Origin of the sequence: Streptomyces sp. NPDC003247, from assembly GCF_042888135.1 — a bacterium.
Lineage (GTDB): Bacteria > Actinomycetota > Actinomycetes > Streptomycetales > Streptomycetaceae > Streptomyces.
Genome location: NZ_JBIAPF010000004.1, coordinates 259,788 through 271,975, shown reverse-complemented (window position 1 = coordinate 271,975; position 12,188 = coordinate 259,788). Strand labels below are relative to the sequence as shown.

Below are 12,188 nucleotides of genomic sequence, written 5' to 3'. Positions count from 1 at the left end.
TCCGCCATGAACGCCCAGGAACAAGCCGACGCGCACATCAGGGCGATGATGCGCTGGCACTTCGATCCGGCGACGGGCTCCCGCTACTGGGTGGAGCGCCGGAACCGGCTCGGCTTCGACCCGGTGGAGGACGTACGGGGCGTCGACGACCTGCTGAGGTTCCCCAACCTGGTCGACGAACTCCGGGACGTGCCGGTCGAGGACCTCATCCCCCGGGGCCTGGACGACACGGAGGAGGTGTGCGCCGTGTACGAGAGCGGCGGCACCACCGGGGCGCCCAAACGCTTCGTCATGTTCGAGGGGTGGTTCGAGCAGTACATGGCCTGGGAGAACCGCCACTACCCCGACGACGGCACCGGGCACGCGCTGGCCGTGGCGCCCAGCGGCCCGCACATGCTCGGCGAGTACTCCCGGCGGATCGCGCGGGCCAGGAACGGCATCCGGTTCGCCGTCGACCTGGACCCGCGCTGGGTGAAGCGGCTGCTGGCCGAGGGCGACACCGCCGGTGCCGCCGCCTACGTCGACCACCTCGTCGACCAGGCCGAACTGGTCCTGCGCTCCCAGGACATCGCCTTCCTGATCACCACGCCCCCGCTGCTGACCCGGATGTCCGAACGCCCCTCGGTCCGCGCCCTGATCCAGGAGAAGGTGCGCCTGATCATCTGGACCGGGGCGCACATGGACCCCGACACCCTGGACCACCTCGCCACCGAGCTGTACCCGAAGGCCCGGTTCCGGGGGTCGTACGGCAGCACGTCCGTGCTCAGCGGCACCGTGCAGCGGCCCGACCCCGAGGGCACGGGGGAGGTGGTCTTCGACTCCTACGCCCCCTACGTGGTCTACCGGGTGGTCGACCCCGCCACCGGTGAGCCGGTCCCCTACGGGTCGGAGGGCGCCGTGGTCATGAACCACCTCACCCGGTACGGGCTCGTCCCCAACAGCCTGGAACGCGACCTGGCCACCCGCGTCCCCGGCCCGGGCGGCGCCGGGGACTCCCTGAAGGACATCCACCCGGTGGCCGAGGCGGACGGCCGCAAGCTCATCGAGGGCGTCTACTAGCGGCGCCCCGGACACGTGTGAGGAATCCCCATGCCGAAGAAGAAACCAGCCCTGTTCGCCGCCGCCCTGGGCGCCGGCGCGCTGACCCTGAGCCTGTCCCCCTTCCCGGCCACCACGGCGCGGGCCACGTCCTCGCCGACGGTCATCGACCTGGCCATAGGCAACGACGGCGTCGTGCAGACGGACGTCGGCGACCCCGGGCTCAGCATCGGCGACGAGTTCGTCTACGCGGACACGCTCTACCGCGACGGGCGGCGCGTCGGCGAGGACGGCAGCTCCTGCCAGGTGACCCGGGTGGACGGCGAGCGGATCACCACCGACTGCGTGCTGTCGGTGCAACTTCCGGAGGGCCAGATCACCGCGCAGTCCCTGTGGACCAAGGGCGCCGATATGGTGCGGATGGCCGTCACCGGCGGGACCGGCGCCTACCGTGGGGCCACCGGGGAGCTGACGTGCAGCGACATCCAGACCCCGCAGGAGACTTACCACATCGAGCTGGACCGGTGATCTCCCGCGTCGCGAACGACTGCTGTGACGAGAGCCCGTCCGACGGGACGGTGCGGTGAGGAGCGGTGCCGATGAGCACTACGAGGTCCGGGACGGGCACCGGGCGCACGACGAGTACGACGCCCACGGGGACGGAGCCGGCCGGCTCGGCCACCGCGGCGCTGGTCGCCGCCGTCCTCGGCTTCTTCGTGATCACGCTCGACGTCTCCGGGGTCAACGTCGCGCTGCCCGCGGTCGGCGACGACCTGGGGGGCTCGTTGTCGGGGCTCCAGTGGGTGGCCGACAGCTACACGCTGATGTTCGCGGCGCTGATGCTGTCCGCGGGCGCGCTCTCCGACGCGGTCGGCGCGCGCCGCGCCTTCGGCTGGGGGCTGGTCGTGTTCACCGCCGCCTCGCTGGCCTGCGGGGTGGCACCCTCGCTCGGGGCGCTGACGGCCGCGCGGGTGGTGCAGGGCAGCGCGGCGGCGGTGATGGTGCCCGCCTCGCTGGCGCTGATCCGGCACGCCTTCCCCGATCCGGAGGCGCGGGCGCGCGGCATCGCCCTGTGGACGGTGGGCGGCGCCGTCGCCATCGCCGCGGGGCCGGTGCTGGGCGGGCTGCTCACCACGGAGTGGAGCTGGCGGGCGGTGTTCTTCCTCAACGTGCCGGCCGGGCTCGCGGGCTTCCTGACGCTGCTGCGGGTGCCGCACTCGCCGCGCCGCCCGGCGGTCTTCGACTGGCCCGGGCAGGCGCTGGCGGTGGTGGCGCTGGCCGCGCTGACGTTCGCGGTGATCGAGGGCGGGCACCACGGCTTCACCGGGACGGTGTCGGTCGCGGCGGGCGTCGCGGTGCTGGCCGGGGCCGGGTTCGTGGCCGTCGAGGCACGCCGCGAGGCCCCGATGCTGCCGCTGCGGCTGTTCCGGGAGCGGTGCGTCACCGTGCCGGTCGTCGCGGGCTTCGCCTGCAACGCCGCCTTCTACGGCGGGGTCTTCGTGCTGAGCCTGTTCTTCCAGGACCAGCGGGGGCAGTCGGCGTTCTCGGCCGGGCTGATGTTCGTGCCGATGGCGCTGATCACCGCCAACTTCAACTACCTCTCGCCGAAGGCCGTCGCGCGGTACGGCCCGCGCGCGGTGGTCGTCGCCGGGCTGCTGGTCGGCACCGCCGGGTGCTGCGGGCTGGCCGCCGTGGGCGCGGGAACACCGTGGTGGCTGATCGCCCTGCCGATGATCCCGCTGGGCATCGGCGGCTCCCTCGCCATGCCGGCGCTGACGTCCCTGATGCTCGACAGCGTCGCCGCGGAACGGGCCGGCACGGCGGCGGCCCTCCTCAACACCAGCCGCCAGGCGGGCGGCGCCCTGAGCATCGCCGTCTTCGGCGCACTTCTGGCGAGGGACTTCGCACCGGGCATGCGCGAGAGCCTCCTCCTCGCGGCCGCCCTGCTGGTGGCCAACGCCGTGCTGGCTACGGCTCTGCTGCCTCGGCGGGTGCGGGAGAAGTGAAGTAGGGGGCGGTCGAGCGGGGGCCGCCGGGTCCGGGTCCGGGTGCGCGGGGCGCCTCGAGGGACGGCGGTGTGCGGCCCGGGCCCGGCCGCCCGCGCGGGCCCGGCCGGGCTTCCGCCTGGGTCGGCCCGGCCCCCCCCCCAAAGCCGTGCCCCCCCTGCCTGCCAGGCCCCGGCGACGGCGGTCGACCGGTGCAGCAACGTGCAGCACAACATGCTGCACCGGGCCGCCATGGCGCCTCCTCCCCCCGCCCGGGCAGGCTGCGCATCGTGCCCCGGACGGCATCGCGGCCCCGGAGCGCTTCCCGACGTAACTGCCTTCCAGTCCAAGGGAATCCGTCATGCCCAGCTGCCTTGCTCTCACCCTGCCCGCCAAGGGCGCCCCGTTCACCGTGACCGCCATCGAGCGGCGCGTCCCACGCGACGACGACGTCCGCATCGACATCCGGTACTGCGGCATCTGCCACACCGACCTGCACTTCGGCCACGACGACTGGGGCGGGACCATCTTCCCCCTCGTCCCCGGCCACGAGATCACCGGCGTGGTCGCGGAGGTCGGCGCCGCCGTCACCTCGCTGGCACCCGGCGACCGGGTCGGCGTCGGCTGCATGATCGGCTCCTGCGGCAAGTGCGGCCCCTGCGCGGCGGGCGAGGAGCAGTACTGCGCCGAGGGCTTCGTCAGGACCTACTCGGCCCGCGACCGCGACGGCACGGTGACCCAGGGCGGCTACAGCCGATCCATCGTCGTCCCGGAACACTTCGTCCTGCGCATCCCGGACCAGCTCGCCCTCGACCGCGCCGCCCCGCTGCTCTGCGCCGGCGTCACCGTCCACTCACCGCTGCGCCGCTGGCAGACCGGCCCGGGCACCCGCGTCGGCGTCCTCGGCATGGGCGGCCTCGGACATCTCGGCGTGCGGATCGCCGCCGTCCTGGGCGCCGAGGTCACCCTGCTGGGCCGCTCGCCGGAGAAGGCGGACGACGCCCGCCGCCTCGGCGCCACCCGCTTCGTCGACCTGCGCGACCACCGGCGGCTCGCCGCGCTCGACGGCCACTTCGACCTGCTCCTCAACACCATTCCGGCCCCCCTCGACATGGACCTCTGCCTGGGACTGCTCGGCCTGGGCGGCACCCTGGTCAACGTCGGCGCCCCGAGCGACCCCGTCGCCTCGTACAACACCTTCTCGCTGCTCGACGCCCGCCGGGTGATCACCGGATCGTCCATCGGCAGCGTCCGCGAGACACAGGAGACGCTCGACCTCTGCGCCGCGCACGGCATCGGCGCCGAGACCGAGACCATCCCCGCCTCCCGGGTCCCGCAGGCGTGGCAGACGCTCGCCGAGGCCCGCTACCGCTACGTCATCGACATCGCCACCCTCACCGCCCCGTGACGGCGTACCCCCCGACTCCGCACCCCATCGCACCGGAGGTAGATCGCGTGTCAGTCCAGCGAGTTCCCGTCCTCGTCGTCGGCGGGGCGTACACCGGGCTCACCACGGCCCTGAGCCTGGCCGCGCGCGGCGTGCGCCCACTGCTGGTCGAGCGGCGCCCGGGCGCCGCCACGCTGCCCAAGGCGTGGGGCCTCAACACCCGCTCCCAGGAACTCCTGCACACCCTGCCCGGGGTCACGCAGCGTTTGGAACAGGCCCTGGGGGAAGTGCGCTGGCCCCGCATGAGCCACGGCGTCAGCCTGGCCGACCCCGACCGGCGCTTCCTCGACCCGGCGGAGGGCCGGCCCGACCCGCTGCCGCTCTCCCCGGTGCCGCCGCTGGCCTGGATATCGCAGGCCCAGGTGGAGGGGATACTCCGGGGCTGCGCGGAGGACGCGGGCGCGGAACTGCGCCACGGCACCGAGGCCGTCTCCCTCACCCAGGACGGCGACAAGGTCACCGTGACGCTCCGCGAGGTGCGCTCCGGCCGCCGCTACACCGTCGAGGCGGACCACGTGGTGGCGGCCGACGGCAACACCAGCCCCGTACGGGACATGCTCGGCGTCCCCGTACGGGGCAGCGGGGTCATCGGGCACATGTACATCATCACGTTCGAGGCCGACCTGACGCGGTACGTCGAGAAGGGCGCGGTCGAGGTGATCGGCATGCCCGGCAGCGGTTCCAGCTTCATCCTGGACGGCTCCGAGCGCCACACCCTGTGGGTCGACTACTTCCCCGAACGCGGCGAGAGCCCGGCGGACTTCACCGAGGAACGGTGCCTGGAGCGGGTCCGCCGCGCCATCGGCGACCCCTCGGTCGACGTCACCTTCGTCAACGCCCGGTTCTTCCCCATCAACCACAAGATGGCCGACCGCTTCCGCGTGGGCCGCGTCTTCCTGGCCGGTGACTCCGCGCACGCCTGCCCGCCCAACGGCGGCCAGGGCGGCAACCTCGCCATCCAGGACGCCTACGACCTGTCCTGGCGGCTGGCCCTGGTGCTCGACGGGCAGGCCGGGCCCGGTCTCCTGGACACCTACGAGGCCGAGCGCCGACCGGTCATCCGGATCACCCTGGAGCGCGAACTGGCGCTGGCGAAGGTCTCCGAGGGCCGGGTGCCGGCCAGCTACAACCCGGCCGACCCCGACGCCCCTGTCCCCACGCCCAGGGAGTTCCTCGGCTTCCGGTACCACTCGGCGGCCGTCCGCACCGAGCCCGGTGACGACGGCAGCCTCCAGGAGGACCCGTGGCACCCGACCGGGCGGCCCGGCGGACGGGCGCCGCACGTCGTGCTCACGGCGGGCTCCCGGACGCTGTCCACGCTCGACCTGTTCGGCGGCGCGTTCGTGCTGCTGGCCGGGGCGGAGGCCGCCGACTGGGCTGCCGCCGCGGAACGCGCCGCCGAGCGCCTCGGGGTCGGCCTGGTGGCCCACCGCATCGGCGACCGGCTCACCGACCGCGACGGCGTCTGGGGCGCCCGGTACGGCGTCGGGCCCACGGGCGCGGTGCTGGTCCGGCCCGACGGCGTCATCGCCTGGCGCGGCAGGACGTCGGCGGCCGACCCGGAGGGGGAGCTGACGGCGGCGCTCACCGCCGTACTCGCCCGCTGAGAACGGGACCGGCCCAGGCAGGCTCGGGTCTGCCCGGGCCGGTCAGCCGTCCCCGTGCGCCGCGCCGGCCTGTACGGCGCCCAGCATGCGGTCGCGGACCATCCAGCCGGCCTGGAACCGGCTCTGCGCGCCGAGGTCGTCGAACAGCTCGGCGATGTACTTCCGGCAGGTCCGCACCCCGATGCCCAGCCGCCTGGCCACCACCTCGTCCTTGTAACCGGCGGCCAGTAACTGGACGATCGCGGTCTTCGTCTCCTGGGTGAGGACGGCCGGGATACGGTTGCCGCCGCCCGACCGGTCGAAGACGGTGCCGGTCGCCCAGGCGCTCACCACCATGTGCACGATGAGGCCGACCAGGGCGCCGTGCCGGACCAGGTGCGCCCGGCCCGTGCCCGCGCCCTCGGCACCGGCCGCCCCGTCCTCGGCCCCGGCCTCGAAGAGGAAGGCGGTCGTACGGTCGAACACCATCAGTGGCGGCAGCGACGCGGCCGTGGTGCGGACCTCGCCGCCCGACGCGACGATCCGCGCGGCGCGGTGCCGTACGGCCGCGTCGTGGCGCGACAGGTGGGGGAGCAGGACCCGCACGTCGACTCCGGGTGGCACGGGCTCGCCCGTGCCGCACACCAGGTCCCGGGCCGGGGCGGGCGTCTCCCGCCCCAGGGGCTGCACGGCGAGGACCTCCTCGGTGCAGCGCCGCGCGGTGACCGCCAGCGCGTCGCGCAGCTCGGCGGCGCCGTCGATCGTGACCACGGGGGCGGGCGATCCGCCCGCCGGGTCCGGCGAGCACATGCCGGACAGAGTGTCGAGCTGCGCGCGCAACCCTTCGAGCTGGGCCTGCCACGCCTCGATGACGCCGGTGAGGGGCTCGGCGTACTGGAGCTTGACCATCTCGGGGTGGACGGCGGTCCAGTCGCCGGGGCCCTCCGGCCGGGGCCGCGCCAGTCTGTTCCGGCTCAGCCGGGACAGCACGCGCTCCGTGCGGCCCGCGCTCCAGCCCAGACTGCTCGCCAGTCTCTCCAGCCGGGCCCCGCCGGTCGCCACGAGGAGCCGGTAGGCGGCCAGCTCCTCGTCTCCCATCAGCGGAACGATCTGGGCGATGTCCATCGTCTTCCCCCTGATCTGCTGCTGCAACGGCGGAACAAGAATAAACACGAGGCCAGTTATGGACGCAAGTACAGATTTTCCCGCTCCCCGGTTGGGTGGCCGTCTTGCTGCTTGAGGGGGCGTCAAGAGGGAAAGTTGGTCCCCGGTGTATTTTTGGATCGCCCTCGATAGATTGCTGAGCCGATTGATCACCAGATCGATACATCGGTGCATCGACCGGCCGTCCTCGTCTGTCCAGCCATCGACCTGGAGTCCTCCATGCGCCCGAAGCTGTCCAGCACGACACCCCTCGCCATCGTCGGCATGGCATGCCGGTTCCCCGGGATCGAGAGCACCGACGAGCTGTGGGACGTCCTGGCGTCCGGCGCCGACATGGTGACGCCGGTTCCGCGCGACCGGTTCGACGCCGACGCCTGCCACGCCGCCGCCCCCATGACCCCCGGCCGCACCGTCTCCCGGCACGGCGGGTTCCTCACCGACGCGTTCGGGTTCGACCGGGAGTTCTTCGGCGTGCCGCCCGCCGTCGCCCGCGCCATGGACCCGCAGCAGCGGCTCCTGCTGCACGTCGTCTGGGAGGCCCTGGAAGCGGCGGGCATCCCCCCGTCGCGGCTCGCCGGCAGCAGGACCGGCGTCTTCGTGGGCCAGGCGACCGCCGAGTACGCCGACACCGACCCCCGTCCGGACGAGCCCGACGTGCGCGACATGACCGGCAGCCGCCTGCGCGCCGTCACCGCCGGCCGGATCTCCTACGCGCTCGACCTGCGCGGACCGAGCGTCGTCCTGGACACCGCCTGCTCCTCGTCGCTGGTCGCCGTGCACGCCGCCCGGCAGAGCCTGCTCACCGGCGAGAGCGACCTGTGCGTCGCCGGGGGCGTCAACATCGTCCTGTCCGCGCACGACGCCATCGGCTACTCGCAGGGCGGCATGCTCTCGCCCGGGGGCCGCTGCCGGTTCGGCGACGCCCGCGCCGACGGCTTCGTGCGCAGCGAGGGCGTGGGCGCGGTGGTGCTCAAGCGGCTGGACGACGCGGTGCGCGACGGCGACCCCGTGCACGCGGTGCTGCTCGGCAGCGCGGTCACCAACGACGGCGCGGGCGGCGGAGTGCCGCTGCGCCCGTCGGTCGCGGGCCAGGCGGACATGGTGCGCGCGGCGTGCGCCGCCGCGGGCGTTGCCCCCCGCGACCTGGACTACGTGGAGGCGCACGGCACCGGCACCGCCGTCGGGGACGCCGTGGAGCTGGCGGCGCTCGCCGAGGCGGCCGGGGCCGGACGGCCCGAGGACCGGCCGCTGCTGACCGGGTCGGTGAAGACCAACATCGGGCACACCGAGGCCGCCGCCGGGATCGCCGGTCTGCTCAAGGCGGTGCTGATCCTCCGGCACGGCGTCGTCCCGGCCTCCCTGCACCTCGGCGAACCGCACCCGCTGCTCACCCGGGACGGCTTCCCGGTCCGCGTGGTCACCCGCGCCCGGCCCCTGGACCCGGCCGGTGACCGCGCCCTGCTCGGCGTCAGCTCCTTCGGCCTGTCCGGCACCAACGCCCACGTGGTCGTCGGCGCGCACCTGCCCGACCCAGCCCCCGCCGACCCCGGGCCCGAGACGGCCGAGACCGGCCCGCACCTGCTGGTGCTGAGCGCCCGCACCCCCGGTTCCCTGCGCCGCCTGGCCACTCGGTACGCCGACTACCTCGACGGGGGCGGAGCCGGCCGCCGCCTCCCCCTGCGGGACCTCTGCGCCGCCGCGGCCACGCGACGCGACGCCCACCCCCACCGGCTGTGGGCCGTGGGCGCGGACCACGACGCCCTGGTCCGCGCGTTGCGGGCGCTCGCCGCCGGGGAGGCGACCGCCGACGGCGGCACCGGCGACGCGGTGCCGCCGGGCGGACGGCGCGTGGTGTTCGTCTTCTCCGGGCAGGGCGCGCAGTGGGCCGGCATGGGCCGCGCCCTCTACCGCTCCTCACCCGCCTTCGAGGCAGCGCTGGACGCCTGCGACCGGGCCGTCCGCGCCGAACTCGGCTGGTCGGTCCTGGACCGGCTGCTGTCCGGCCCCGCCGACCTGCCCACCGACGTGGACGTCGTACAGCCCGTCCTGTGGGCCGTGCAGGTGGCGCTGGCCGCCGCCTGGCGCGAGCGGGGCGTGCGGCCGGAGCTGTGCATGGGGCACAGCATGGGGGAGGTGGCGGCCGCCCGGACGGCGGGCGCCCTCTCCCTGGACGACGCGGCCGCGGTGATCTGCCGCCGCAGCACGCTGATGCAGCGGACCGCCGGGCGCGGCGCGATGCTCGCCGTCGAACTCCCCGCCGACCGGGCCCGCCGCCGCGCCGGGACGTACGGCGGCACGGTGTCCGTGGCCGTCGAGAACGCCCCCAGCGGCACCGTCCTCGCGGGCGATCCCGCCGCCCTGACCGCCCTGCGCGGCGAACTGGAGCGGGACGGCGTCCTGTGCCGCCCGGTCAAGGTCAACGTGGCCTCCCACTCGCCCTACATGGACTCCGTACGGGAGAAGCTGCTGCGGGCGCTGGACGGGCTCGCCCCGGCGTCCGGCGGCACGGACCTGGTCTCCACCGTGTACGGCCGGAGGGTCGAGGGCGCCGCGCTGACCCCCGCCTACTGGGCCGAGAACGTGCGCCGCCCGGTGCGGTTCGCCGGTACCGTGCGGCGGGTCGCCGAGGAGGCGGAGAGCGTCTTCGTCGAGGTCGGCCCCCACCCCGTGCTGCTCGCCGCCATGGAGGAGACCCTGGGCGCCTGCGATGCCGGCGGCGCGGCGGTGGCCTCGCTGCACCGCGGCTGCGACGAACCCGCCGAACTGGTCCGGGCCGCCGGGCGCATCTTCGCCCACGGCGGCCGGGTGGACTGGCACCGCTGGTACGGCACCGCCACCCGGCACGTGCCGTCCCTGCCCACCTACCCCTGGGACACCGTCCCGTACCGGCGCGCATCCGCCGACCGCCTGCCGCAGGCCCCCCGGGAGCGGCGGTTCGACCTGGCCGCGTGGGGCGGCACCGCCGACTGGGGCGGCGGTATCGCCGTGCACGGGGTCGCGGGCGTGCCACCCGTCGTCCACCTGGAGGCGCTGCGCGAGACGGTACGAGAGGCGGACGGCGACGGTCCCTTCGAACTCCGGGACGTCCGGCTGGGCGGCACCCCGCTGCCCGTCGACGCGGCCGCCGGCACGACCCTGCACGTGACCCTGGAAGGCCCCCGCGACGACCGTGCCGTGACGGTGCGGGCGTCCGTGCCCGGCGCCCCGGAGCCCCTGCTGTGCGTCGCCGGGCGAGCCGTCCGGACGGCGGCCGAGGAGCCCGGCCCCGAGGGCGCCGAGCTGCTCGACGCCGCGCTCGCGCGCTGCTGGAACCACCTCGCCGCCCACGAGGTGTACGCGCTCGCGCAGCGCCACGGCTACGACATCCCGGAGCCGTTCCGGGGCGTGGAGCACCTGTGGCGGCGCGAGGGCGAGGCCGTGGCCCGCGTCCGGCTGCCGAGCCCCCTGCCCCGGGCGGGCTGGGAGGTGGGCCTCCAGACGCTGCTGGCGGCCCGGCCCCGGGCCGCGTCCGGCACGGACGACACCGCCCACGTCCCCGTCTCCTTCACGTCGGTGCGGTTCCACGCGCCGCTGGAGGCCGAGTTCTGGAGCGTGAGCAGGGTCCGGCCGGACCGGAGAGGCAGGGGCGGGGCCCGTGTCACGGCCGACGTCCTGCTGCTCTCGACGGACCACCGGGTCCTGGCCCGCTTCACCGGCATCCGGCTGCGGCGGCTTGGCCCGGCGCGGTCCGCGCGGACGCCGCTGTCGTACCTCACCGCCCTGCGGCGCCTGGCCGGGGACGCGGCACGGGCGGTCGGCCGCGCCCGGACCGCGCCCCCGCCGCGCCCGGTCCGCCCCGTCCCGCACGTCCCGGCCCGGCGCGGCGCCCCGGCCACGGCCCCCGGCGCCCCGGCGGGCGGCGCGGCCGACACCCTCGTCGCGTACGCGGCCGAGCTGCTGGGCATGCCCGCGGCCGACCTCGACCAACGGCTTTCCTTACGCGAACTCGGCCTGGACTCCCTCACGGCCGCCCGGCTCCGCCACCACCTGCGCACCACCCACGGCACGGAGCTGACCGCCGGACGGCTGCTCGGCACCGAGAGCCTCGCCGACCTGCGCGCCGCCCTCGGCGCGGATGACCATCGCACCGGGCATTGCCCCGTGCCGGTGCGGGAGTAAAGTTGCACCCAAGTACAAAAACGTGTCGGGAGTACGACGCGGGCCGCCGTGCTGCGCGGCCGGCGAGTTCGGCAGGAACGGGAGTGAACGGAATGGACTCGCGCGCGACAGAGCCGCCGCCGCAGGTCAGCCGTCGGGAGCGGAACAAGCGACGTGTCCGGGAGCGCCTCTACTCGGCCGCGATCGAACTCATCGTCGAGAAGGGGTACGACCACACCTCCATCGAGGAGATCGCGGAACGGGCGGACGTCGCGCGCGGCACCTTCTTCAACTACTTCCAGCGCAAGGAAGACATCATCACCGAGTGGGGGGAGCGCAGGCGCACCGCACTCGTGACGGGACTGGACGAGGAGGGCGTGTTCATGCCCGGCTCGATCGCGCGGCTGCACCGGTGCATGGCGGTCCTGGTCCGCATCAACCAGGAGGAACCCCAGCTCACCACCGCCATGCTGACCGCGTGGGTGCGGGCGGGCCGGCCGATCCTGGAGGACCCCTACGTCGCCGAGGTCTTCGCCGGCATCGTCGACAGCGGCGTACGCCAGGGGGAACTGTCCCCGGGCCTCTCACCGGTCCTCGCCGGCAACGTCCTGCGGGACGTCTACCTCGGCGCCCTCTACCGCTGGGCCAAACAGCCGTCGGACGCCACGGACTCACTGGCCGAGGAACTCCGACAGATCCTCGGCCTGCTCCTGGGTGGCATGGCCGGGTCCCACACCACCTGACGACCAAGTACGGTTCTCGGGCCGCCCGCGCGGTGGGGGCCGGGTCCGCCGCGCCGGTCGGACCTCTTGGCGTGAACGACCAGCCTCT

At 74.7% G+C, this 12,188-nt stretch carries 8 protein-coding genes; 7 read left to right on the top strand and 1 reads right to left on the bottom strand.

From position 1 onward, the window contains the following. Positions 1–6: 6 nt before the first annotated feature. From ACFYWQ_RS14840 to ACFYWQ_RS14820, 5 genes are all read left to right on the top strand, one after another. Entirely contained in the window at positions 7–1,059 is a 1,053-nt protein-coding gene (locus ACFYWQ_RS14840; protein ID WP_389516384.1) for a phenazine antibiotic biosynthesis protein, read from the top strand. A 30-nt stretch (positions 1,060–1,089) separates the two neighbouring features. Beyond that, a complete protein-coding gene (locus ACFYWQ_RS14835) occupies positions 1,090–1,566 on the top strand; it encodes a hypothetical protein (protein ID WP_389516382.1) in 477 nt (158 codons plus the stop codon). Between the two features lie 71 nt (positions 1,567–1,637). Continuing rightward, the gene (locus tag ACFYWQ_RS14830) at positions 1,638–3,044 is read left to right on the top strand and encodes an MFS transporter (RefSeq protein WP_389516380.1); all 1,407 of its coding nucleotides are present in this window, start codon (positions 1,638–1,640) and stop codon (positions 3,042–3,044) included. 340 nt (positions 3,045–3,384) lie between these two features. Further along, the gene (locus tag ACFYWQ_RS14825) at positions 3,385–4,431 is read left to right on the top strand and encodes an NAD(P)-dependent alcohol dehydrogenase (protein WP_389516378.1); all 1,047 of its coding nucleotides are present in this window, start codon (positions 3,385–3,387) and stop codon (positions 4,429–4,431) included. 47 nt (positions 4,432–4,478) lie between these two features. Continuing rightward, positions 4,479–6,077 (top strand): FAD-dependent monooxygenase, encoded by a 1,599-nt coding sequence (locus ACFYWQ_RS14820; protein WP_389516376.1) that lies wholly within the window; start codon positions 4,479–4,481, stop codon positions 6,075–6,077. A 42-nt stretch (positions 6,078–6,119) separates the two neighbouring features. Here ACFYWQ_RS14820 and ACFYWQ_RS14815 read toward each other — a convergent pair whose 3' ends face one another. Continuing rightward, positions 6,120–7,229, bottom strand: a complete 1,110-nt coding sequence (locus ACFYWQ_RS14815; RefSeq protein WP_389516375.1) for a hypothetical protein — start codon at positions 7,227–7,229, stop codon at positions 6,120–6,122. 159 nt (positions 7,230–7,388) lie between these two features. On the opposite strand from ACFYWQ_RS14815, the gene ACFYWQ_RS14810 reads away from it, so the two are divergent. Both ACFYWQ_RS14810 and ACFYWQ_RS14805 read left to right on the top strand, forming a co-directional pair. Continuing rightward, the gene (locus ACFYWQ_RS14810) at positions 7,389–11,378 is read left to right on the top strand and encodes a type I polyketide synthase (protein WP_389516373.1); all 3,990 of its coding nucleotides are present in this window, start codon (positions 7,389–7,391) and stop codon (positions 11,376–11,378) included. A gap of 92 nt (positions 11,379–11,470) precedes the next feature. Further along, positions 11,471–12,100 carry a TetR/AcrR family transcriptional regulator gene (locus ACFYWQ_RS14805; protein WP_389517399.1) on the top strand — a complete coding sequence of 210 codons (630 nt, stop codon included), beginning with the start codon at positions 11,471–11,473 and terminating at the stop codon, positions 12,098–12,100. Positions 12,101–12,188: the final 88 nt, after the last annotated feature.

Coding starts and splice junctions, on each gene's coding strand:
- ACFYWQ_RS14825 (WP_389516378.1), top strand. CDS start 3,385: ATGCCCAGCTGCCTTGCTCTCACCCTGCCCGCCAAGGGCGCCCCGTTC.
- ACFYWQ_RS14830 (WP_389516380.1), top strand. CDS start 1,638: ATGAGCACTACGAGGTCCGGGACGGGCACCGGGCGCACGACGAGTACG.
- ACFYWQ_RS14835 (WP_389516382.1), top strand. CDS start 1,090: ATGCCGAAGAAGAAACCAGCCCTGTTCGCCGCCGCCCTGGGCGCCGGC.
- ACFYWQ_RS14840 (WP_389516384.1), top strand. CDS start 7: ATGAACGCCCAGGAACAAGCCGACGCGCACATCAGGGCGATGATGCGC.
- ACFYWQ_RS14805 (WP_389517399.1), top strand. CDS start 11,471: ATGGACTCGCGCGCGACAGAGCCGCCGCCGCAGGTCAGCCGTCGGGAG.